Annotated in this window: 21 protein-coding genes; 3 read left to right on the forward strand and 18 right to left on the reverse strand. The window is 58.7% G+C overall.

Features of this window, described 5'->3' with window-relative positions; all coding sequences use genetic code 11:
• A partial coding sequence (locus MB824_RS00085) for a PP2C family serine/threonine-protein phosphatase (RefSeq protein WP_238744759.1) occupies positions 1–1,327 on the forward strand: 1,327 nt, incomplete at its 5' end.
• A gap of 477 nt (positions 1,328–1,804) precedes the next feature.
• Here the strand turns inward: MB824_RS00085 and hisIE are convergent.
• From hisIE to gmk, 10 genes are all read right to left on the reverse strand, one after another.
• Positions 1,805–2,419 carry a bifunctional phosphoribosyl-AMP cyclohydrolase/phosphoribosyl-ATP diphosphatase HisIE gene (gene hisIE / locus MB824_RS00090; protein ID WP_238744760.1) on the reverse strand — a complete coding sequence of 205 codons (615 nt, stop codon included), beginning with the start codon at positions 2,417–2,419 and terminating at the stop codon, positions 1,805–1,807.
• 53 nt (positions 2,420–2,472) lie between these two features.
• Complete coding sequence (gene hisF / locus MB824_RS00095) at positions 2,473–3,249, reverse strand: imidazole glycerol phosphate synthase subunit HisF (protein WP_238744762.1); 777 nt, start codon at positions 3,247–3,249, stop codon at positions 2,473–2,475.
• A 2-nt stretch (positions 3,250–3,251) separates the two neighbouring features.
• On the reverse strand, positions 3,252–3,737 hold the full coding sequence (locus MB824_RS00100) for a DUF1643 domain-containing protein (RefSeq protein ID WP_238744764.1): 486 nt from the start codon (positions 3,735–3,737) through the stop codon (positions 3,252–3,254).
• The gene (hisA, locus tag MB824_RS00105) at positions 3,722–4,462 is read right to left on the reverse strand and encodes a 1-(5-phosphoribosyl)-5-[(5-phosphoribosylamino)methylideneamino]imidazole-4-carboxamide isomerase (protein WP_238744766.1); all 741 of its coding nucleotides are present in this window, start codon (positions 4,460–4,462) and stop codon (positions 3,722–3,724) included. The genes MB824_RS00100 and hisA overlap by 16 nt, the downstream gene beginning before the upstream one ends.
• A gap of 199 nt (positions 4,463–4,661) precedes the next feature.
• The gene (gene mnmC, locus MB824_RS00110) at positions 4,662–6,302 is read right to left on the reverse strand and encodes an FAD-dependent 5-carboxymethylaminomethyl-2-thiouridine(34) oxidoreductase MnmC (protein ID WP_305067898.1); all 1,641 of its coding nucleotides are present in this window, start codon (positions 6,300–6,302) and stop codon (positions 4,662–4,664) included.
• A gap of 105 nt (positions 6,303–6,407) precedes the next feature.
• Positions 6,408–6,620: a heavy-metal-associated domain-containing protein gene (locus MB824_RS00115; RefSeq protein ID WP_238744768.1), complete on the reverse strand. Its 213-nt coding sequence runs from the start codon at positions 6,618–6,620 to the stop codon at positions 6,408–6,410.
• Between the two features lie 92 nt (positions 6,621–6,712).
• Complete coding sequence (locus MB824_RS00120) at positions 6,713–7,963, reverse strand: aromatic amino acid transporter (protein WP_238744770.1); 1,251 nt, start codon at positions 7,961–7,963, stop codon at positions 6,713–6,715.
• Positions 7,964–8,072: 109 nt separating this feature from the next.
• A complete protein-coding gene (locus tag MB824_RS00125; protein ID WP_238744772.1) occupies positions 8,073–10,235 on the reverse strand; it encodes a RelA/SpoT family protein in 2,163 nt (720 codons plus the stop codon).
• Between the two features lie 9 nt (positions 10,236–10,244).
• On the reverse strand, positions 10,245–10,451 hold the full coding sequence (rpoZ, locus tag MB824_RS00130; protein WP_238744773.1) for a DNA-directed RNA polymerase subunit omega: 207 nt from the start codon (positions 10,449–10,451) through the stop codon (positions 10,245–10,247).
• Positions 10,452–10,534: 83 nt separating this feature from the next.
• Complete coding sequence (gene gmk, locus MB824_RS00135) at positions 10,535–11,152, reverse strand: guanylate kinase (RefSeq protein ID WP_238744775.1); 618 nt, start codon at positions 11,150–11,152, stop codon at positions 10,535–10,537.
• Positions 11,153–11,346: 194 nt separating this feature from the next.
• Here gmk and MB824_RS00140 point away from each other — a divergent pair, with 194 nt between their 5' ends.
• The gene (locus MB824_RS00140; protein WP_238744777.1) at positions 11,347–12,978 is read left to right on the forward strand and encodes a CTP synthase; all 1,632 of its coding nucleotides are present in this window, start codon (positions 11,347–11,349) and stop codon (positions 12,976–12,978) included.
• Positions 12,979–13,446: 468 nt separating this feature from the next.
• Positions 13,447–14,193 (forward strand): SIMPL domain-containing protein, encoded by a 747-nt coding sequence (locus MB824_RS00145; RefSeq protein ID WP_238744779.1) that lies wholly within the window; start codon positions 13,447–13,449, stop codon positions 14,191–14,193.
• Between the two features lie 95 nt (positions 14,194–14,288).
• On the opposite strand, the gene coaBC is transcribed toward MB824_RS00145, so the two are convergent.
• From coaBC to MB824_RS00185, 8 genes are all read right to left on the reverse strand, one after another.
• Positions 14,289–15,587 (reverse strand): bifunctional phosphopantothenoylcysteine decarboxylase/phosphopantothenate--cysteine ligase CoaBC, encoded by a 1,299-nt coding sequence (coaBC, locus tag MB824_RS00150; protein WP_238744781.1) that lies wholly within the window; start codon positions 15,585–15,587, stop codon positions 14,289–14,291.
• Positions 15,588–15,653: 66 nt separating this feature from the next.
• Positions 15,654–16,658 carry a 2Fe-2S iron-sulfur cluster-binding protein gene (locus MB824_RS00155; RefSeq protein ID WP_238744783.1) on the reverse strand — a complete coding sequence of 335 codons (1,005 nt, stop codon included), beginning with the start codon at positions 16,656–16,658 and terminating at the stop codon, positions 15,654–15,656.
• Positions 16,659–16,786: 128 nt separating this feature from the next.
• A complete protein-coding gene (locus tag MB824_RS00160) occupies positions 16,787–17,509 on the reverse strand; it encodes a class I SAM-dependent methyltransferase (protein ID WP_238744977.1) in 723 nt (240 codons plus the stop codon).
• A gap of 243 nt (positions 17,510–17,752) precedes the next feature.
• Entirely contained in the window at positions 17,753–19,252 is a 1,500-nt protein-coding gene (locus tag MB824_RS00165; protein ID WP_238744785.1) for a YifB family Mg chelatase-like AAA ATPase, read from the reverse strand.
• A gap of 108 nt (positions 19,253–19,360) precedes the next feature.
• Positions 19,361–19,849: a type IV pilin protein gene (locus MB824_RS11650; protein ID WP_274070832.1), complete on the reverse strand. Its 489-nt coding sequence runs from the start codon at positions 19,847–19,849 to the stop codon at positions 19,361–19,363.
• Positions 19,842–20,444 (reverse strand): pilus assembly PilX family protein, encoded by a 603-nt coding sequence (locus MB824_RS00175; protein WP_238744787.1) that lies wholly within the window; start codon positions 20,442–20,444, stop codon positions 19,842–19,844. Before MB824_RS00175 ends, MB824_RS11650 begins: the two co-directional genes overlap by 8 nt.
• A 14-nt stretch (positions 20,445–20,458) precedes the next feature.
• Positions 20,459–21,553: a PilW family protein gene (locus MB824_RS00180; RefSeq protein ID WP_238744789.1), complete on the reverse strand. Its 1,095-nt coding sequence runs from the start codon at positions 21,551–21,553 to the stop codon at positions 20,459–20,461.
• Positions 21,554–21,594: 41 nt separating this feature from the next.
• The coding region (locus MB824_RS00185; protein WP_238744791.1) for a hypothetical protein at positions 21,595–21,922 on the reverse strand (328 nt) is incomplete at its 5' end.

The following is a 21,922-nucleotide window of genomic DNA, read 5'->3' on the forward strand; positions in this document are numbered from 1 at the left end:
TCCAAAGCAGCCTGAAAGTCCAAAGCAGCCTGAAAGCCGTAGGGTGCCGCACCGCGCACCGCAGCCGCCTGAAAATCCTGAAACGCCTGCCGCTGCATCCGCAACCGAATCCGAAGCCGCCGCCGAGTCCGCCATGCCAATCTTCCCCCATTCTTCCGCGCCCGCCGAACCCGCGCCCGCCGCACCGGCCAAACTGCCGCCGCTGCCAAACGGCCGCCAGGGCGAAGCCTATGCCGCCGCCTTGCCCGCAGACATTCCCCCGCCCGCGGCCATCGAGTTCGACCCGCCCTGCGGCCTGAACTGGGACGCCGAACACGCCCAAATCAGCGGCACGCCCGACCGCCACGGCAGCATCCTGCTGCGCCATTTTTATGCCGACGGCAGCAACGCCGAACAAACCCTGTACATCAACCCCGACCCCAAAAGCCTGTGGCGCAACCTACCCGCGCCGGCCGACCTGCCCTTTTACAAAAGCGACAGCGCCCGCAGCCTGATCGCCACCCCGCACGGGCGCATCGTCGCCGCCCGCCGCCGCGGCCGCAGCCACGCCCACAACGGCAGCTGCTGCGACGACGACTTCGCCGTACTCTGGCACGCCGGCAGCCAAGCCGCCGTACTGGCGGTGTCCGACGGCGCCGGCAGCGCCGCCTTCTCGCGCTACGGCTCCGAAATCGCCGTTCAGGCTGCCGTGCGCAGCGTCGAAACCGCGCTGCAAAACGACGACATCCGCACCCGTCTGGCGCAGGCCACCGACGAAACCCAGCGCCGATGCGTGCTGGAGCCGCTGTTTGCCGCCGCCGTGGCCGCCGCCGATGCCGCGCAGGATAAAGCCGTAGCCGAACACGAAATCATCACCGAGCGCCGCCAGCTGGCCGCCACCCTGCTACTGGCGCTGCTGTTGCCGCTGGACGATCAGCGCTGGCTTGCCGCCGCCTGCCAGATCGGCGACGGCGCCATCGCCGCCTGGCAGCCTGAAAGCCAAAGCCTGACCCTGCTCGGCGCAGCCGACAGCGGCGAATATTCCGGCGAAACCCGTTTTCTCGCCGCCGATACCGCCGGCGCCGGCGAAACCGCCGCCCGACTCCGCATTTTCGAGAGCCACGGCGCGCCGGTCCTGCTGCTGATGAGCGACGGCGTTTCCGACCCCAAATTCGGCACCGACGCCCAACTGGCGCAGGCCGAATGCTGGCAGGCGCTGTGGCAGGAAACCGCCCCGCTTCTCACCGCGCCCGACGCCGATGCCGCGCTGGAAGAGTGGCTGGATTTCTGGTCGCACGGCAACCACGACGACCGCACGTTGGCCGCTTTCGTCCCCGAAAACCTTTAATCGCCGCGCCGATAAGTTTTCAGGCTGCCTTTCACACAAAAGGCAGCCTGAAAGCCATACAAGTTTTATTTTATGACGACCACGCTAATCGCCATGCTCTTATCCTGTTCGCCACCACATTCGGCGCATTCGTCGGCTTGTATGACGATGCCCGCGACAAGGTCTGGGTTTATATCGCCCTGCGTGTGCTGTTGTTAGCAGTATCCTATGGCGCGGCAATCGTCGTGTTCTTCTGGCTCGCCCCGAACGCTTGGCATCCCGTGTTGCGTATTTTTGCAATGTGGATAACGTTTTATGTACTCGTTACGGCTAGCTGCTATTTTGTCTGCGAGCCCAGGCCCAACCGCAAACCTTAAAGCCCGCGGATACGCAATAGGCAGCCTGAAAGCCGCATCCAACGAAATCAAAACGAATGAAGCAATGCGGCAGATGCCATTGTTTCAGGCAGCCTGAAACTTTTTCAGGCTGCTTTGCTGTTTAGCCGTGCCGCTCTTTGAGTTTGCCGATAACGTCCGCCCAAGAAAGGCCGGCGTTTTGCAGCAGCACGGTGAGATGGTAGGCAAGGTCGGCGGCTTCGCTGATGGTTTCTTCCTTATCGCCAGTGGCGGCGGCAAGCGCGGTTTCCACGCCTTCTTCGCCGACTTTCTGCGCGATGCGTTTGCTGCCCGCTGCGTAGAGACGGGCGGTGTAGGAGCTTTCGGGGTCGGCGCGTTTGCGCGCGGCGATAAGCCGCTCGAGCCGGGCGAAAAAGACCCAGTCCGGTTCGGCTGCGCCGTCAAATTGGTGGAAGCAGCTTTGTGCGCCGGTGTGGCAGGTTGCGCCGACGGGGGTGGCGAGAATGAGCAGGGTATCGCTGTCGCAGTCGGCGCTGATGCCTGTGAGGTGGAGGTAGTGGCCGGATGTTTCGCCTTTTGTCCACAGCCGCTGTTTGCTGCGTGAGTAGAAGGTTACGCGACCGGCGGCAAGGGTTTGCTCGAGCGCGTCGCGGTTCATGTAGCCGAGCATCAGCACTTGGCCGCTGTAAGCGTCTTGGACGATGGTGGGGAGGAGGCCGTCGTTTTTTTGCCAGTCGAGGTTGTCGTGGTTGAGCATGGGGATGTCCTTTGGGTTTAGGATGGTTTGCAGGATGCAGGTCAAGACCCGCCCTACGCTTCCAGCCGCACGGCGGTGCCTTGCGCGGCGAGATAGCGTTTCAGTTCGCCGATGTGGATGTGTTGTTTGTGGAAGACGCTGGCGGCGAGGGCGCCGTCGCAGCCGAGGGAGAAGGCTTCTTGGAAGTGCTGCATCTCACCGGCGCCGCCGGAGGCGATGAGCGGCACGCGGCAAACGCGGCGGATGGCGGCGAGTTGTGCGAGGTCGTAGCCCTGGCGCACGCCGTCGCGGTTCATCATGTTCAGCACGATTTCGCCCGCGCCGCGCCGCTGGACTTCTTCCACCCAAGCGGCGGTTTGCCAGCGGGTCTGGCGGGTGGCGGCTTCGCTGCCGGTGTATTGTTTGACCAGGTAGCGGCCGCTGGCTTCGTCGTACCATGAGTCGATGCCCACCACCACCGCCTGCACGCCAAAGCGTGCGGCGAGGTGCTCTATCAGCGCCGGGTCGGCGAGCGCGGGCGAGTTAATCGAGATTTTGTCCGCGCCGTCGGCGAAGATTTGTTCGGCGTCTGCCACGCTTTTGATGCCACCGGCGACGCAAAAGGGGATGTCGATGACTTCGGCGACGCGCCGCACCCAGCTTTTTTCGACGGTGCGGCCGTCGCTGGAAGCGGTGATGTCGTAAAACACTAGCTCATCTGCGCCTTCGGCCGCGTAGCGCGCCGCCAGCGGCACGATGTCGCCGATGGTTTCGTGGTTGCGGAACTGCACGCCTTTGACGACTTTGCCGTCGCGCACGTCTAAACAGGGGATGATGCGTTTTGCCAGCATGATTACTCTCTTATGTAAGGTTTTAAGGTTGTGTCATAAGCAACGTATAGCGGATGTTTTGGCTCTCCTGTTTGATTTATATGCAAACAGAAAAGCGATGGAATCAAGTTATAAACGGTTTCTGATCTTCCTAGAAAACTTCCATCATTTCCCCAAGCAGCAATAATTTTGTCTGCCTTCTTTGCGTATTTGAGAATGTATTTGTCGTTATCTTCTCCAACAGGTTCATCTACAGCGTATAGCTTTGATTTATCTGTGCTGCGGTAGGCGAAAAGATTGGTCATGTAAATACCACCAAATCCCCACATTTCTGCAAAACGAATACAGCGGGTAATGGTGCTATCGTCATCTGTTGCATCAGCAGTAGATGGATTCAGACCGATAAACATCACTTTTGGGAGTGAGTCGTCCCAAATTCGCCATAATGAATAGCGATATATTCCGCAAGGCGATATTTCCGCCCCTTTTTTTCCTATTTGTTCCAACATTGGATTGCTTTCTCTACAGTAAATTTGTTTTCCAACAGGGCGCGGCCGACGATGATGCCTGCCACGCCGCTATCTTGCAGGGCTTGGATGTCGGTCAGCGTGCCGATGCCGCCCGATGCTTGAAAAGCAATGTCGGGGAACGCAGCGGCCAGTTCGCGGTAGAGCGCGGTGTTGCTGCCGGTGAGGGTGCCGTCGCGCGAGATGTCGGTGCAGAGCACATGGGCGAGGCCAACGCTTTGGTAGGCGGCGATGGTTTCTTCCAGCGTCAGCGCGGCGGTGTCCTGCCAGCCGTTTACCGCGACACGCTTGACGCCGCCTTCGATGCGGATGTCCAGCGCCAGCACCAGTCGCGCCGCGCCGAAGCGGGCAAACCAGTTTTTGACGGTTTCAGGCTGCCTGACTGCCATCGAGCCGATGACGACGCGCGCCGCGCCCGCGTCCAAGAGGGCGGCGATTTCTGCGGCGCTGCGGATGCCGCCGCCGACTTGTATCGGGCAGGCGGCTTGCGCTACCAATTCGCCTATCAGCGCGGTTTGCCGGCGCGTTGGGTCTTTGGCACCGCTTAAATCGACGAGGTGTAGGGTTTGCGCGCCCTGCGCGGCATAGGCGGCGAGGGCGGCGGCGGGGTCAGCGGTGTATTGGGTGGCGCGGCCGTAGTCGCCTTGGTGTAGGCGCACGACTTTGCCGTCGATAAGGTCGAGGGCGGGGATGATGGGGGCGGGCATGGGGAATCCTTTGTATCAGATTGGAAAACGGATGCAGAGCGGGTTTTATTGATATCGGCATGCCGTATCGGCGGCAGCCGCTGTTTGCAAACTCTGCCGACGCATCCTAGCACAAAAGTCCCAGAGCAGCCTGAAAGCTCAAAGCAGCCTGAAAACCGGAAAACCGGCTTTCAGGCTGCTTTGCTGTGGCTTGCGGGTATTAAACGGCTCGGTTTTCGCGGCCGTGGACGATGCTGCGGGCGATCACGCGGTTGGGGTGCAGTGCGCGGCGCAGGCGCGGCGAAAGCGGGCGCGGGTGGCCGCAGATTTGCGCGGCGATGTCGGCGGCGCACAGCGGGGCGGTGGCCAGGCCGCGGCTGCCGTGGGCGGTGTTGGCGTAGGCTTGCGGCAGCCATGGGCAGGGGATGTGGGCGAGACGGTAGTTTTTGTCGAGCGCGAGTTTGGCGTAATCGCGGCGCATGGCGGCGGCATCGGCCAGCGCGCCGGAGAGCGGCAGGTGGTCGTAGCTGTCGCAGCGCAGGGCGGCGTGGCCGCGTCTGTCCGCTTTCAGGCTGGCGGCGGCAGGCAGCGGCGACAGGTCGGCAAAAAGTTCGGGATTGAGTTTGGCCAGCGCGGCGCGGTTGCCGTTTTCGTCCGCTTCGCGCCAGTTGCTGCCTTCGTCGTGGTGGACGAAGCTGGCGCCGTAGCAATGGGCGTCGCGCCAGGCGGGGGAAATATAGCTCTCGCCGGATAAGGCGGCGCGCAGACGGCGGCTGGCGGCGGTAGCGGCGGCGAGCGAAGTTTGGCCGCGGATGGTCTGCAGCGGGAAGTCGCGCAGCAGCGGGGCGTTCAGGCTGCCGGCGCCGGTGCACAAAACGATGTGGCTGCCGGCAAAACGGCCGCGGCCGGTATCAATCTGCCAGTTTTCGCCGTCGAAAGCGGCAGCCTGAACGCGGTATTCGGGCAAAAACGTGATGTTTTCGTGCGCCAGCAGCGCCGTTACCAGCGCCGGCGGGTTGAGCCACACACCCTGCGGCCAGTAGAGCGCGCCGCTGCCGATGCTGATGCCGGCAATGGCGGCGGCTTCGTCTGCGCCGACGCGGCGGTACAGGTGGCGATGCTGCGTTTGCGCGGCGAGGGCATCGTGGCGGCGGCGCTCGGCGTCGTTGTAATCCAGATGCAGCACGCCGTCGCCGCCCCAGCAGTCATGTTCGGGCAAAAGCTGCGCCAGCAGGCGGCGGCTGTAGCCGTAGCCGCACAGCAGAAGCTCGGTTTGGGCGGTGTCGTGGGCGGAAATTTTGGCGTACAGCAGGCCCTGGCGGTTGCCGGAAGCGGCGTGGGCGGCGGCGGGCGCGGCGTCGAACACGCTCACTTTCACGCCGCGCCGCGCCAGCTCGTAGGCGGTGGCGGCACCGGCAATGCCCGCGCCGATAACCAGCACATGTTCGGGAAACGGGCTTTCAGGCTGCCCAAGCCAGGGTTTGCCGTCGTTTTCAGGCTGCCTGCAAGCCCAAGGCTCGCCGTCCTGCACGTCAATCGCGGCAAAATAGTCGCCGGCTGCGGCTGCGGCGGCGCTCGGCAGCAGCCACAAATCGCGGCCGGGCAGGATGTCGGCCAGCAGGTTGGCGCCGGCAAACTGCAGGGTGCGGCAGGCTTCGTCCAGCGCCTGCCGCAGGCGGACTTCGCCGGCGGTAGCAGCGGCGGGCAGCGGCCATTGCGGCAGGGCGGTATCGGGCAGGCATACCGCCCAGTCGCGCTGCTGCGGCCGGTGTGCCAGCGCGGCGGCCAGGCTGCGGATGTCGGGCGGCGCGCGCCACAGCGGCACGGTTTGGCCGCCGGCGTGTTCAGGCTGCCTGCTCATGGTTTGTCCTTTCGCCAAGAAAGCAGCCTGCACCGTGTATGGGAGCGGCTGCGCCAATAAAAAACCGTTTCAGGCTGCCTGCATCTGAAACGGCGGGAAGGGTTTTCAGGCTGCTTCGGCATCAAAGCCGGCGTCTTCCACCGCGTCGACCAGCTCGGCTACGCTAGTGCGCTGCGTATCGAAGCGCACGCGGGCGAGACCTTCGTCCAGGCTGACGTCGGCGCGTTCGACGCCGTCGATGCCGCGCAGGATTTTTTCAACATTGGCAACGCAGCCGCCGCAGGTCATGCCGCCGATTTTGAGGGTGGTTTCTTGCATGGTTTGCTCCTTTATGCAGGGGGAAAAGGCAGCCTGAAAAGGGCTGCGAAACGGAAAAAGCCGTTTCAGGCTGCCTGAAACGGCGGGAAGGTTCAGCCGGCAAACACCGGCAGTTTGCCCATCATGCCCAGCACCATCGCGGCGATGTTGGCCAGGCCGAACAGCAGCACCCACAGCATCATGCCGTAGCCGCCGTAAACGCTGTAGCCGCGGCCGGTGCCGAATTTTTTGCGCGCGGCGTACAACAGCGCGGCGGGAGTCAGCGCCGTCCAGACCGTTGCCACCAGCCCGACATAGGCGATTACGGTAACGAAACCGCCCGGCCAGCGCAGGCTGAACAGCAAGGGCGGCAAAAAGGTAATCAGCGCGGCTTTGCTGCGGCCGGCGCGGCTGTCGTCAAAGCCGAACAAATCGGTAATGTAGTCGAACAGGCCGAGGGTGACGCCGAGAAAGGAGCTGGCGATGGCGGTGTAGGAGAAAAACGCGAGAATCTGCGCCATGCTGCCGGTGGCGGTGAATTTGGAAAGCTCGGCAATCAGCACGCCGACTTTGCCTTCGGCGGCAATCACCGGCCCGAAGGCGGAGCGCGGCAGATTGCCCTGCACCGCCAGCTGCCACAGCGCATAAACCACCAGCGCGATCAGGGTGCCGCCCCACAATGCGCGCGACACTTTGCGCGCGTCGCCGCGAAAATATTTCAGCAGGCTGGAAACGTTACCGTGAAAGCCGAAAGAAGCCAGGCACACCGGCAGCGCGGCGCCGACGAATATCCAGTAGGAAGTATCGGCGGGAGCCGCCGAATCGAGCAGCACCGGCAGTTTTGCCGAACCGATCAGGCCGCCGGTTGCCCAGATAAACGACAGCACCAGGCCGCCGATCAGAATCGAAGTGAAGCGATCCACCAGCCGCGCCGACCACCACACGCAGCCGGCAAATACCAGCGCAAACAGCAGCTGCCCCATCCACAGCGGCGCGCCGTCGGGCGAAGGTGCCGGCAGCAGGCCGCCGAGCGCGCCGGCGGTCAGGCCGCCGCCGGCGGTGATGTAGGCATAGGTCAGCAGATACAGCACAAAGGCCACCGACAGGCCGTTAACGATATTCCACGGCCGACCGAGCAGGTCTTTGACCATGGTGTCGAAATTGGCGCCGTGCGGGTAGTGGGTGTTGGCTTCGAGAATCATCAGCCCGGACGTGAGCATGGAAAACCAGGTATAGAGCAGCACCAAAAGCGAGCCGGCAAACCAGATGCCGGAAGTGGCGGTGGGGTTGGCCAGCATGCCGGCGCCGATAACGGTGCCGGCGATAATCATGGCGCCGCCGAACAGCGAGGGTTGTTTGTTCATAAGGTCTTTCGTCGGACGAAAAGGAAAAAGGGTTTTCAGGCTGCTTTCGCGCTTTCAGGCTGCCTGCAGGAAACAAGCAGCCTGAAAGTAAAACCGAAAGGCGGCGGGGCTATTCGCGCACGACTTTGCGTACCTGCGGAATCTGGTGCAGGTTTTCGGTAATCTGCTGCAGGTGTTTCAAATCGCGCACATTGAGCTGGAAGCGGAATTCGGCAAAACCTTCGCTGCCGGGCTGGGCGCTGGTGAGGGTATCGACCGAGGCGATGTTGCCGCCGCTGTCGGAAATGGCGGAAGTGATGGCGGCCAGCAGGGCGTGGGTATCGACGGAAGAGACGGTTACCACGGTATCGTACAGGCGGTGGCCGACGGCGATGTCCGCCCAATCGGCATCCAGCTGGTGCTCGGGATCGGTTTTCAAAAGCAGCGGGCAGGTGTCGCGGTGGACGAACATGCCCTGGTCTTTGACGATTACGGCGCGCACGTTGTCGCCCGGAATCGGCATGCAGCATTTGCCCAGATGGGCGCGGCTGGTTTCGTTGCCGAAGATTTTGACGGTGCCGAGTTTGACTTCGCCGCCCAGATGGCGGCCGGCCAGCGCCGCCACTTCCATCGCCACCGATACCGGCTGGGTGCGGCCGAGACCGATGTCGTACAGGATGTCGTCGAATCGGATTTGGCGCGCCTGCAGATCTTCAAGGTATTTTTCCATCAGCTCGTCCGATTCGGCGATGCGGCGCGGCAGCAGGCTGGAAAGGGCGCTGGCCAGCAGGCGCTCGCCCAGGGCGACGGCATCTTCGCGGCTGGTGTTTTTGATGTAGCTGCGGATGGCGCTGCGGGCGCGGCTGGATGCGGCGAACGACAGCCACGCCGGGCTGGGCTTGCCGTGATCGGAAGTGATGATTTCGACGGTGTCGCCGGTTTTAAGCACGGTGCGCAGCGGCACCGGGGTTTTATTGACGCGGGCGCCGACGCAGCGGTTGCCGATGTCGGTATGCACGGCGTAGGCAAAATCAATCGGAGTGGCGCCGCGCGGCAGGGTGAAAATCTTGCCTTTGGGCGTGAAGATATAGACTTCGTTGGGAAACAGATCGACTTTGACGTGCTCAAGAAACTCAATGGCGTTGTCGCTGCGGGTTTGTAGATCGAGAATGCTCTGCAGCCATTGGTTGGTGCGCAGCGAGGCTTCGTCTTCCTTGCCTTCGCCGGCTTTGTAGGCCCAATGGCTGGCCACGCCCGATTCGGCGATGCGGTGCATTTCGCGGGTACGGATCTGCACTTCTATCGGCAGGCCGTAAGGGCCGGTGAGCGTGGTGTGCAGGCTTTTGTAGCCGTTGCTTTTGGGGATGGCGATGTAGTCTTTGATTTTGCCCGGCCGCGGTTTGTACAGGCTGTGCAGCGCGCCCAGCGCGGTATAGCAGGCGGAGACGCTGTTGACGATTACGCGAAAGCCGTAGATATCCAGCACTTCTTCAAAGCGCAGGTGTTTGGACACCATTTTCTGGTGGATGTTGTAGAGGTTTTTCTCGCGCCCCTGAATCTGCGCTTCGATATTGGCGCCGGTCAGCAGCAGGCTGAATTCGCGCAGCACGCGTTCGATGACGTCGTGCCCGCTTTTTTTGAATTCGGCCATCGCCCTTTGCAGCACGCGGTAGCGCGAAGGGTGCATGGCCTGGAAAGACAGGTCCTGCAGCTCGCGGTAAACATGATTCAGCCCCAGCCGGTTGGCGATGGGGGCGTACACTTCCAGCGTTTCGGTGGCGATGCGGTGGCGGCTTTGCGCGTTTTTGGCGCCGAGGGTGCGCATATTGTGCAGGCGGTCGGCGAGTTTGACGATAATCACCCGCACGTCGCGGGTCATCGCCAGAATCAGTTTGCGGAAACTCTCGGCCTGGTGTTCGGCCTGGCTGTCGTATTCGAGTTTGTCGAGTTTGGATAAGCCGTCCACCATCTCGGCAACGGTATCGCCGAAGCCTTCGGCAATCTGCGCCTTGCCGGTCGGCGTGTCTTCCAGCACGTCGTGCATCAGGCCGGCGCACAGGGTTTGCAGATCCATGCGCCAGCCGGCCAGCTCGGCGGTTACGCTGATGGGGTGGGTGATATAGGGCTCGCCGCTCTGCCGCTTTTGCGAACCGTGGGCGCGAAAGGCGAAAGCGCAGGCTTTTTCCAGCACCTGCAGGTCTTCCGCACTCAGGTAGTCGGCTTTGCGAAACAGCATCTCGCGCACGGGGGCGGTGATGCTGTCGTAATCGGCAAGGGGCGGCGGAACGCTCATAAAGCCCCCTCAGCGGCCGCGGTTGAGAATTTCTTCGCCCACTTGGCCGGCGGCGATTTCGCGTAGCGCGGTTACGGTGGCTTTGTTGTTGCGGACATCGTCAACCAGCGGGTCGGTACCGTTTTCCAGTTGGCGGGCGCGGCGGGCGGCGATCAGGGTCAGGTCGAAATGGTTGGGGATTTTGGTGATGCAGTCTTCTACGGTAATGCGTGCCATATGCGCTCTTTCGGGTGTCGGTAAGTGATAAAAACGTTTTCAGGCTGCCCTCAGGCAGCCTGAAACAAGGGAACGGCCAAATTTTAAGTATTTTGCAATATTTTTTCAATTGCTTTACGTTGCCGCCGCAGACTGCAGCGCTGGGCGCGGACAATCGCCAGCAGCTCGGCTTCGGCCTGATCGAGATCGTGGTTAATGACCGCGTAATCGAAAGACAGCGCTTCCTGAATTTCCTCGGCGGCCAAACCCAGCCGGCGCTCGATGACTTCGGCGCTGTCGGTGCCGCGCCCGCGCAGGCGCTCGGCCAGCACCGCCAGCGACGGCGGCAGGATAAAAATGCCCACCGCTTCGGGCAGCGCGCGGCGCACTTGGGCGGCGCCCTGCACGTCGATTTCCAAAATCACGTCGTAGCCGGCCTCGCTCATCTGCCGCACCGATTCGATGCCGGTGCCGTAGAAATTGCCGAACACTTCGGCGTGTTCGAGAAAAGCGCCCTGCCCGATCAGTTCGACAAACTCTTCGCGGCTGACGAAATAATAGTGGCAGCCGTGCTCTTCGCCCTCGCGCGGGGCGCGGGTGGTGTGCGACACCGATACGCGGATTTGCGGCTGCGCGGCGGTCAGGCGCGATACCAGCGTGGTTTTACCGGTGCCCGATGCGGCGGAAACAATAAAAATATTGCCGGGTTCGACTGCGTTCATACTTGGCTCCGATTGCGGATAAGGGGAAGGCGCCGATTATGCCACAGCCGGCAGGGCAATGCTTTCAGGCTGCCTGAAAAGCGCCGGTTCAAAGCAGCCTGAAAGCCGTTTGGCCGCCGTTTCAGGCTGCCTGCCGCTCTTGCTTTTCAAACGGTTTACGGTAAAATCGCGCTTTCCGACACAGGCAGCACACCATGACAAAATTTATCTTTGTAACCGGCGGCGTCGTCTCTTCATTAGGAAAAGGCATCGCCGCCGCTTCTATTGCCACCATTCTCGAATCGCGCGGGCTGGATGTAACCATGCTCAAGCTCGATCCCTATATCAACGTCGATCCCGGCACCATGAGCCCCTTCCAGCACGGCGAAGTGTTCGTAACCGACGACGGCGCGGAAACCGACCTTGATTTGGGGCATTACGAACGCTTCATCAACGCCACCATGAGCCGCCGCAACAGCTTCTCCACCGGCCAGGTGTACGAAAGCGTCATCGCCAAAGAACGGCGCGGCGACTATCTGGGCGGCACAGTGCAGGTGATCCCGCACATCACCGACGAAATCAAACGCCGCATCCACGAAGGCGCAGCGGGCAAAGACGTGGCGATTGTGGAAATCGGCGGCACGGTGGGCGACATCGAGTCGCTGCCGTTTTTGGAAGCCATCCGCCAGATGCGCAGCCAGCTTGGCCGCAGCAACACCCTGTTTGTCCACCTTTCCTACGTTCCCTACATCGCCGCCGCCGGCGAAATCAAAACCAAGCCCACCCAGCACTCGGTGAAAGAGCTGCGCGAAATCGGCATCCAGCCCGACGTGCTGATCTGCCGCATGGATCGCCCGCTGCCCGAAGAAGAGCGGCGCAAAATCGCCCTGTTTTGCAATGTCGAAGAACGCGCGGTGGTCGGCAGCTACGATGCCGCGAGCATTTACGAAATCCCCGAAATGCTGCACAGCCAGGGCATCGACAACATCATCACCGAGCAGCTTCAGCTTAACGTGCGCCAGGCCGATCTGACCGACTGGAAAAAAATTGTTTACGCGATCAAAAACCCGCAGCACACCGTGCGCCTGGCGATGGTCGGCAAATACGTCGATCTCACCGAGTCCTACAAATCACTCACCGAAGCGCTCAAACACGCCGGCATCCACACCAATACCGACGTGCAAATCACCTATATCGACAGTGAAAGCATCGAACGGGACGGCACCGGCTGCCTGCAGGGCTTCGATGCCGTACTGGTGCCCGGCGGCTTCGGCGTGCGCGGCGTGGAAGGCAAAATCGCCGCCGCCCGCTACGCCCGCGAGCACAAAGTCCCCTATCTGGGCATCTGCCTGGGCATGCAGATTGCCCTGATCGAATACGCCCGCGACAAAGCCGGTCTGGCCAAAGCCAATTCCACCGAGTTTGATTTGAAAACCGAAGCGCCGGTGATCGCCCTGATCGACGAATGGCAGACCGCCGACGGCAGCGTGGAAACCCGCGACGAAAACGCCGATTTGGGCGGCACCATGCGGCTGGGTGCGCAGGAAGTCGAACTCAAAGCCGGCAGCCTCGCCGCCAAAATCTACGGCGCCGGAGAAATCCGCGAACGCCACCGCCACCGCTACGAAGTCAACAACCGCTACCTGCCGCAGCTCGAAGCAGCCGGTTTGGTGATCGGCGGCGTCTCCGCCGGACGCGAGCGGCTGGTGGAAACCATCGAACTGCCGCAAAACGTGCATCCGTGGTTCTTCGCCTGCCAGTTCCACCCCGAGTTCACTTCCACCCCGCGCAAAGGCCACCCGCTGTTTGCCGCCTACATCAAGGCCGCGCTGGCAAACAAAGCCTGATGCGGACGATATCCAAAGCAGCCTGAAAAGCGTTTCAGGCTGCTTTTTGTATCTCTGATTGCTGCACGACAGCAACAGGCAGCCTGAAAAACCAATCGGCAAAGTATTTTCAGGCTGCCTGCCGGCTTGCCCGCAATACCCGTTCAGGCAAACTGCCGCTTAAGCCCACCAAGATTCCCGCCGGCATGAGAATGACGCCATTGGGGAAAACTCGCTGCTGCAAAAAGCAGCCTGAAAATCTTTCAGGCTGCTTTTTGTCTCTCTGACTGCCGCATGGAAGAAACAGGCAGCCTGAAAGGCTTGCCAAACGGTTTCAGGCTGCCTGATGCCGCATCGGGCAGCCTGAAACCATATCCCGCCGCCGCAAACGGCGCTACAATCGGCATCAGGCCATCGGCAGCCTGAAAAAGCCGCTGTATCTTTCAGGCTGCTTTGCCGCCCGATTGTTGCCATAGTCAGGAGAATACGATGTCCGACCGCAAACCTTCCTTCGGCCTGCCGGCCGTAATTCTGTCGCTCGGCCTGCTGGCCGCCGCTTTCGTGCTCGGCTACCAGTTTAAAAACCTGCGCCAGCCGGGCGTGATTACCGTGAAAGGGCTGGCCGAAGCCCGCCACCACGCCACCGTCGGCACCTGGCAGGTGGGCGTGAAAATCTGGGGCGGCAGCTACGCCGATGCCCGCACCAAGAGCGACAGCAAAATCAAGCGCGTCAAAGACTTTTTGCAGAGCCACGGCTTTGATGCCGCGTCCTTCCAAAGCGAAGACACCGACATCAGCGTCCACACCGATTACTACACCGACGCGCAGGGCGAGCGCCATAGCCGCGAAAACGGCTACGATGCCAAACGCACCATCGTCATTTCCACCAAGGATTTGGACAAACTCAAAACCGCGCTGGCCGCCATTCAGGATTTGCGCGCCGAAGACGACAGCGTGAATTTTGAAAATCCGAAATACTATTTGGAAAATCTGGAAAGCATCAAACGCGATCTGATCGCCAAAGCCACCCAAGACGCGCAGGTGCGCGCCGAAGAATTCGCCAAAACCGGCAACGCCAAAGTCGGCGCCATGCAGTCGGCCTCGCAGGGCTCGTTCGACATCCAGTCGCCCAACCCTTCTTCGGAAGATAACAGCGACTACGGCGGCAGCTACGACACCAGCACCGTCGAGAAAAACGTGCGGCTGGTGGTGACCATCCAATACGGCATCGAGTAAGCAGCCTGAAAGCATTTGGATTCTGACGTAAACGCACAAAAAAGCAGCCTGAAAACCGCTTCAAACGGTTTTCAGGCTGCTTTTGGTTGGGCTGATCAATCGGTTTGCGCCGGCATTTCTTCGGTTTCTGCGGGCGTATCTTGGTCGGCCTGGTCTTGGTTTTTGCCTTCGTCTTTTTCAGCAGCAGCTGCGGCATGGCGCGGGCGCTGCATCAGCAGCGTGGCCAGACGGGCAACGATGGCGCGGGCGGCCTGCTCTTTGCTGCTTTCGAGTATTTCGGCTTCTTTTTCGTTGTCCAGCAGCACGATTTTGTTGCTGTCCTTGCCCAGCGCGTCGCTAACCAGATTGGCCACCATCAGCGGCACGCCTTTTTTCTCGCGTTTGGCGCGGGCGTTTTCCAGCAGGTTTTCGCTTTCGGCAGCAAAGCCGACGCAGAACACCTGCGAATTGGGGCGCTTGGCAACCGCCTGCAGGATATCGGGGTTTTCAGCCAATTCGATGGTGGGCGGCACGGCGCCGGCGTCTTTTTTCAATTTGTGCTCGGCGGTTTGCGCCGGTTTGTAGTCGGTTACCGCGGCCACCGAGATAAAGACGTCTTGGCCGTGGAGACGGCGGAAAACCGCGTCGTACATCTGCTGGGCGTTTTCTACGGCTTCGACATGGGCCAAGCCGGCGGGCACCGGCACCTGCATGCCGGCGTGCACCAGGCTGACGCGGGCGCCGGCGGCACGGCAAGCGCGCGCCAGGGCAACGCCCATGCGGCCGCTGGAGCGGTTGGTTAGCCCGCGCACGGGGTCGATGGCTTCGTAGCAGGCGCCGGCGGTAATCAGCACGTTTTTGCCCGCCAGCGGTTTGGCCGACCACAAATCGGGCAGCCATTCGGCGATTTCGGCAGCTTCGAGCATCCGTCCTTCGCCGGTTTCGCCGCAGGCCTGCTCGCCTTCGTCCGGCCCCATCAGCTGCACGCCGAATTCCTGCAGGCGGGCGATGTTGCGGCGGTTGGCGGGGTTGTTCCACATCTCTACATTCATCGCCGGCGCCAGCACCAGCGGGCAGCTGCGGGCGGCGGCCATTTCGGTGAGCAGGTTGTCGGCCAGGCCGTTGGCGATTTTGGCGATGGTGTTGGCGCTGGCGGGGGCAACCAGCATCAGATCGGCGGCGCGCACGGCACGGATGTGCGCCATGCCGTCGCCTTCCTGCAGAGCGGCATCAGTCAGCACCGGCCGGCCGCTGAGCGCCTGCAGGGTCTGCACGCCGACAAAGCGGGCGGCGGAAGCGGTCATCACTACCTGCACCTGATGGCCTTGTTTGGACAGCAGGCGTACCAGCTCGCAGGCTTTGTAGGCGGCGACGCTGCCGCTGATGCCGAGCAGGATGTGTTTGCCGTGTTTCATCTCGGTTCCTTTGCAAAAATGGGCGGCAGCGGCTTTCAGGCTGCCTGACGGATTGGTCGGAAGGGTTTAAACATGGGCGGTAAAGGCGTCGCTGTAAAACGCCTTGTCGGCCAGGCCGGCGGCTATAAAGCGCTGCTTGGCTTCGCGGATCATCGCCGGCGAGCCGCAGGCGTAGGCTTCAAAGGCGGACAGCTCGGGATAGTCGCGCAGCGCCTGCTCTTGGATATAGCCCTGCGCGCCCTGCCATTGGCTGTCGGCTCGGGAGAGCACCGGCGTGTAGGACGCGGCGGGCAGTCTGGCCAGCAATTCCTGCAGCGCGCTTTCGTCGTACAAACCGTCGCGGCCGCGGGCGCCGAAATACAGATGGACGGGGCGGGTGCTGGCGGTGTCGGCCAGGCGGTGCAGTATGCTTTTAACCGGCGCCAGACCGGTGCCGGTGGCCAGCAGCAGCAGCGGCGCGTTGCTCTCTTCGTTCAGGGTAAACGAACCCAAGGGGCCGCGCAGGCGAATAATCGACCCGCTTTTCAGGCTGCCTGAAAACAGCTGCGGCGAAAACATGCCGCCGGCCTGATGGCGGATGTGGAATTCGAGCGTGCCTTTGCTATCGGGCGAGCTGGCGATGGAATAGTAGCGGCCGCCGTCTTTGGTCAGGATTTCCATATACTGGCCGGCGTAAAAGCAAAAGGGCGGCGCTTTGGGCAGCGCCACGCTCATCACGGCAACGTCGCCGCGGATATCGACCTTGCCGATGCGCGCCGGCAGGGTGCGGATGTCGATGGCTTTGGTGCCGGCGTAGGACGGCATATCGACTTCCACCGCGCTTTGCGCCTGGCTGCAGCACAAAAGAATCATGCCCGAAGCGAGCTCTTCTTCGGTCAGCACATAGTCGTCGTACTCGGCGCTTTTGCGCACGCTGCCTGAAAGCAGGCGGGCGGCGCAGGAGCCGCAAACGCCGCTTTGGCAGGAATGCGGCAGATTGATGCCCTGGCGGATGGCGGCGGCCAGAATGGTTTCGTCTTCCGCTGCGTCAAAGGCGGTCTGGCTGGGGGATACGTTGATGGGGTGTTGCATGTTTGTGTTCGGTTTCGGTGTTGTTTTTGCTTTGTTGCGGACTTTCAGGCAGCCTGAAGCAACCTGAAAAAGGGTTTGGCGCGGGGGGCGTCCGGCGGATGCGCAGATGCGGGAATGTTTTCCGGCTTTCAGGCTGCCTGCAGGGCGGCAAAGGGCAGATAGACGTCAAAACGCGTCGATTTGCCGCTGTAGCAGTAATCCGGCCGGCAGCCCGCCAGCTCTTCGCCCAAGCGCGGACGTTTCACCACCACGCGCTTGCGGGCGGTGCGGCGGGCGCAGTCAAGCAGCGCGGCATCGTCGGCGGCCGCGGCGCTGCCGACCAGCTCGTGAAAATACGCCATTTCTTTTTTAACCGCCGCGCTCTTGCGCCGCTCGGGATACATGGGATCGAGATAAACCACATCGGGGGCACTTTCCCCTGCCGCCAGCAATTCGGGCATTAGGGCAACGGCATCGCCCGCATACAGGCGGATGCGGGCAGCGGTTTCGGTGGTTTCGGGCAAGTTTTGCGCGCGGGCAAGGCCGTCGGTCAGCAGCAGGGCAACCGACGGATGGCGCTCGAATACCCGCACTTGCAGCCCCAAACCGGCAAGCACAAAGGCATCGCGCCCCAGCCCGCCGGTGGCATCCCACACCAGCGGTTTGGCGGTGTGGTTGACGGCTTTAGCAATCAGTTCGCCGCCACCTTTATGCTGCCGGTACTGGGCAGCACCGGCGGCAAAATCCACCCGCACCCGCCCTTTTTCGCCGGCTTTGCACAGCGCCAAACCGTCGCTATCCTGCCACAGATACAGCCCTTCGCGCGGAATTTCCGCTGCCGGATAGAGAAAATCCGGCAGCGGATCGGGCATGGGGGCGGCAGGGTCGCGGCAAATGGGAAGCATGGCAGGCAGCCTGAAAGGCGCTTAACGGGCAAAACAGCGTTTTCAGGCTGCCTGAAAGGCTGTTTTACAAAAAAATACAAATTTTAAAACAAGCGGATTCTACTGGCTGAAGCGAACCGGCGCAAGAATGGTGCAGGCATAAAAAACCGGCTGCGCTTTGCAAATACCATTAACGCAAACAGCATTTTCAGGCTGCCTGAAACGGCTGTTTTACATACTGCGGCGGAAGCTGACGGCCTTGAGAATATGGCCGCGCTCTACCTTATCGTCTGCCGCCAAATCGGCCAACGTGCGGGCGATGCGCAAAATCCGGTGGAAACTGCGGGCGGAAAGCGAGAGTTTCTCCACCAAATTGCCCAGCGTTTCTTTTGCCTGATCGCTGATTTGCGCCTGTTGATCCAAATCGGTCGGCGACAGCGCAACATTGAGTTTGCCTTGGCGGCGGTATTGGCGCTCACGGGCGGCCACTACCCTTTCCAGCACGGCGGCACTGCTCTCTCCGGCCTGCGCCTGCAGCAAATCGGCACTGCTCAAGGCTGGTACTTCCATGATTAAGTCCATGCGATCGAGCAGCGGACCGGAAATCTTGCTGCGGTAGCGGGCAATGCTGTCGGGCGTGCAGGTGCAAGGTTTAACCGGATGGCCGTAATAGCCGCACGGGCAGGGATTCATCGCGGCAACCAGTTGGAAATCGGCTGGAAAAGTAACGTGCATTGCAGCACGGGAAATATGGATTTCGCCGCTCTCCAACGGCTCGCGCAGGGCTTCAAGGGTTTTGCGGTCGAATTCGGGCAGTTCGTCCAAGAACAGCACGCCTTTATTGGCCAAAGAAATGGCACCCGGCCGCACATTGACGCCCATGCCGCCGCCTACCAGCGCCACCAGGCTGGCAGAATGGTGCGGCGCCAAAAACGGGCGTCCGCTGCTTGGATTATGGGCATAACGCGGCAGCAGCGATTGCAGTTTCCACACTTCGATTTGTTCGGCATCGGTTAGCGGCGGCAAAATCGAAGGCAGCCGTTGAGCGAGCATGGATTTACCGGTACCCGGCGGCCCCATCAACAGCAGGCTGTGCCCGCCGGCCGCCGAGATTTCCAAAGCCAGGCGGGCGGTATACTGCCCTTTCACATCTTTCAGATCCGGCAATGAAACCTGCTGCGCTGGTTTTGGCACCGCACAATCTGCCGGCTGTATCACATTGATACCATTTAAATGCGCCGCCACTTCCGCCAAACTGTTCGCTCCATATACTTCTACTTCGCTGACAACCGCAGCCTGAAGCGCCGTTTCTGCCGGCAAAATAAAACTGCGCCCCACCTGATTCGCCTGCCATGCCATCGACAGACCGCCACGTATCGGACGCAGTAAACCTGACAGCGCCAGCTCTCCCGCCAATTCGTATTTGGGTAGCGCATCCGGCACCACCAAACCCGATGCGGCCAAAATACCGATTGCAATCGGCAAATCAAAACGTCCGGACTCCTTGGGCAAATCCGCCGGCGCCAAGTTAACGGTAATCTTCTTAGCCGGGAACTCAAAGCCGCTTTGAATAATCGCCGCACGCACCCGGTCTCTGCTCTCTTTCACTTCAGTATCGGGCAAACCGACAATATTAAATTGCGGCAAACCGTTGGCCAGATGCACCTCCACTTCCACCAAGGGCGCATCCATCCCACAAAGCGCACGGCTGCCCACCACAGCAAACGACATTAGTCATCTCCCAAGAGTTTCTACAACGGCCGCAATCATACAAAAAGCAGAACATTAATGCATTAATGTTCTGCTGAATAATGGCTTATTTAGATGAAAATTTCAGATTTAAAATGGTTCACACTGGCGATTCCTTGCTGTTTGAATAGCACTTGTCACTACACTCTTAGGGCATTTGAACACATAACCATACCGATCCATCCACAGACCAAATTTATAATTGGGGTTTTTCGGAACCGCCTGCAAAACAATAGAAAAAATCTTACTATTTGACCCACCTTCTCCGACAACTGTACCCTTAAGCTCATATTTTTCCGCCAAGCCTTTAGGCGCATTTTTCGTCATACGGTTTAAAAAGTCATTATAGTCAGTAGATTTTTTATAACTACTTGGAGATGAAACTTTTTCTTTTGCCAAAGTCTGACGTATAGAAATCATTTCCTGCTTGGCGGTAGCCATATTAGTTTTCTCAATAGATGCCTGATATGACGGAAAAGCTATCGCTGCCAACACACCAAGAATAACGATAACAACCATCATCTCTACTAAGGTAAAGCCTTTACCTACAGAAAAGGATAAATGACCGCTATTATTCATTATACAACTCCACATAGCTTTGAAGCGTTACGATAGTATCCGAATTCTCACCCTTTGCTCTTGAGGTTATCCGGAAGTAATCATGCAAGGAACCATCTTCCGCTTTCTTTTGCCCCATATATTCGATAATGGTTTGGGTATTAGATCCTTTTGCTGTAATACTGCGATTCCCTTTATCCCCTTTGTCTAATACTGTATTAGGAGTAGTACAAGGCTTACTCATCGATCCTGTTCCGCAGCGTTGGATTGCTTCCACAGTAACCCTTCCGTTGCCATCATATCTGAACAAACGATCACTCTCCGTAGATTCAGGATAATGGGTATTTGTTACCGGCCTGCACAATCCGTCAGTACAATTTGCATAAAATGTCATTACTTTTTTAGCTTCAGCATTCGCTTTTATCATTGATTCTGCATTTCTTAAGCCATCTTCTGCAGAGGATAAAGCAAATTTCCTATCCGCATCATTAGAACTGGATCGTGATTCAGAGGATGAGGATTGAACTGTTACCATCACCAATAAGGCAATAACTATCAGCACAACAACCACAATAAAAAGTGAAAAACCCTGCTGTTTTTTACGGTTAGGCATCATCGTTATTTACCTCATCAAATTAAACTATTAATACAAGAATTACCACTTCTGACTGTCGCATTAATTATAAAGTCCTCAGTCCGTGCTTGGCTACCTGACAAGTCATTATCATAAGTCAAACTAATCCGAATGATTGCAGGCAAAGTTTTTTGCGACAAATCATCAGAAAAATCATAAGAATGCTTTAATGTAAAAATATTAGAAGCTGCTGCCGGGCTTGATGCCGCAACACAGTTTTTAAGGTACCCAAAATTTACCGTCATTTGCGAGACACCTTCACTAAGCAGTTGAGGCCCTTGCCATGTTCCGTCTGATCCTAACTCATACCGCAGCAGGCTGGACTGACCATTAACCGTACCCACAAAATAAGCAGAAGTATATAACCGGCTTACCGAAAGATTAGTTGCCGCGTTTAGATTTGAAGAATCTATTTCCGGAATATCCACACCCTTACTTAAATTAACAATATCACCGTTAACGCCTGTTGGTTTCACAACAACAGCATTCTGGCAGCTGCTTAAAACCAATTGTCCTTTATTGGCAATTGCCTGAGAAACATCAGCATCGCTAGCATAGGATCTGTCCAGCTGTAAAGCATCCAGTCCCTTAACACCACTAACGGACGCGTACCCTTTGCCATAAGTAAACAACAAAATGGGGCTATTTATAGTAATATTATTTGCGCCAAAAGCTGTTAATGCATTAGTCGATTGGTTTTGAGGGATAATACGCACCCCATAGCCACCATTCTCGCCATCATCTAAAATACTACTATAAAAACCCGATCCTCCGCTTCTAAAAGGGCCATTCACCCCAACCTCAGCAAGAGGAAATCTCTCACTAGAAGCCACGGTAGTACTAAAACAACCAAACGCACCAGCGCCACGGGCATCACGAGTGAGCATGCTTGAAGCGTTTCTAAGATTTCTTTGAAAATCAACCCGCTGCTCTGCCGAATCATTAAGCTTTCTAGTAATAAAATAAGTTCCCGTTGCGGCCATAATCACAATCACGGCCAAAGCGCTCGCCACCAAAAACTCAATTAAAGTAAAACCATGCACTTGGCCTTTATGGCTATTCAAACGCTTGCTTAATAAATAACGGTTCATTTTTATTCTTTCTTAAAGTAATGATATTCTTAAATTAAGTTTTAATCTGTTACGCGCAGGACATAGCTAAACGATACAGATGAATTATTTTTATCTTCACTTTTCATCGTCCAAGCAACTTTAATTGCCATACCCGAACCACTAGAATTACAATTCCAATTACTTACCTTACCATTATTACCTATACTGGGTTCTTTTGGCTGCTCAATATCAGGACAAACTTTCCACTCATAGCCGGAAATATTATTCATTTTACTATCTAATGCATTATTAAAATCTGCTAAATGCCATTTGGCCAAATTCCCATTGCTGACATTACCCTGCCAAGCTGCTTGTCCACTCCCTTTAAATGAAGAAGAATCTTCCTCA

The sequence above is a fragment of the Kingella pumchi genome (genome assembly GCF_022288825.1).
GTDB lineage: Bacteria > Pseudomonadota > Gammaproteobacteria > Burkholderiales > Neisseriaceae > Kingella_D > Kingella_D pumchi.

Bases quoted from the DNA above. Each gene is read 5' to 3' on its own strand.
- MB824_RS00165 (WP_238744785.1), bottom strand. From the start codon at position 19,252: ATGTCGTTTGCTGTGGTGGGCAGCCGTGCGCTTTGTGGGATGGATGCG.
- MB824_RS00160 (WP_238744977.1), bottom strand. From the start codon at position 17,509: ATGCCCGATCCGCTGCCGGATTTTCTCTATCCGGCAGCGGAAATTCCG.
- rpoZ (WP_238744773.1), bottom strand. From the start codon at position 10,451: ATGGCACGCATTACCGTAGAAGACTGCATCACCAAAATCCCCAACCAT.
- MB824_RS00140 (WP_238744777.1), top strand. From the start codon at position 11,347: ATGACAAAATTTATCTTTGTAACCGGCGGCGTCGTCTCTTCATTAGGA.
- MB824_RS11650 (WP_274070832.1), bottom strand. From the start codon at position 19,849: ATGAATAATAGCGGTCATTTATCCTTTTCTGTAGGTAAAGGCTTTACC.
- MB824_RS00100 (WP_238744764.1), bottom strand. From the start codon at position 3,737: ATGTTGGAACAAATAGGAAAAAAAGGGGCGGAAATATCGCCTTGCGGA.
- MB824_RS00180 (WP_238744789.1), bottom strand. From the start codon at position 21,553: ATGAACCGTTATTTATTAAGCAAGCGTTTGAATAGCCATAAAGGCCAA.
- MB824_RS00145 (WP_238744779.1), top strand. From the start codon at position 13,447: ATGTCCGACCGCAAACCTTCCTTCGGCCTGCCGGCCGTAATTCTGTCG.
- MB824_RS00175 (WP_238744787.1), bottom strand. From the start codon at position 20,444: ATGATGCCTAACCGTAAAAAACAGCAGGGTTTTTCACTTTTTATTGTG.
- mnmC (WP_305067898.1), bottom strand. From the start codon at position 6,302: ATGAGCAGGCAGCCTGAACACGCCGGCGGCCAAACCGTGCCGCTGTGG.
- MB824_RS00155 (WP_238744783.1), bottom strand. From the start codon at position 16,658: ATGCAACACCCCATCAACGTATCCCCCAGCCAGACCGCCTTTGACGCA.
- gmk (WP_238744775.1), bottom strand. From the start codon at position 11,152: ATGAACGCAGTCGAACCCGGCAATATTTTTATTGTTTCCGCCGCATCG.
- hisIE (WP_238744760.1), bottom strand. From the start codon at position 2,419: ATGCTCAACCACGACAACCTCGACTGGCAAAAAAACGACGGCCTCCTC.
- MB824_RS00115 (WP_238744768.1), bottom strand. From the start codon at position 6,620: ATGCAAGAAACCACCCTCAAAATCGGCGGCATGACCTGCGGCGGCTGC.
- coaBC (WP_238744781.1), bottom strand. From the start codon at position 15,587: ATGAAACACGGCAAACACATCCTGCTCGGCATCAGCGGCAGCGTCGCC.
- MB824_RS00125 (WP_238744772.1), bottom strand. From the start codon at position 10,235: ATGAGCGTTCCGCCGCCCCTTGCCGATTACGACAGCATCACCGCCCCC.
- hisA (WP_238744766.1), bottom strand. From the start codon at position 4,462: ATGCCCGCCCCCATCATCCCCGCCCTCGACCTTATCGACGGCAAAGTC.
- hisF (WP_238744762.1), bottom strand. From the start codon at position 3,249: ATGCTGGCAAAACGCATCATCCCCTGTTTAGACGTGCGCGACGGCAAA.
- MB824_RS00120 (WP_238744770.1), bottom strand. From the start codon at position 7,963: ATGAACAAACAACCCTCGCTGTTCGGCGGCGCCATGATTATCGCCGGC.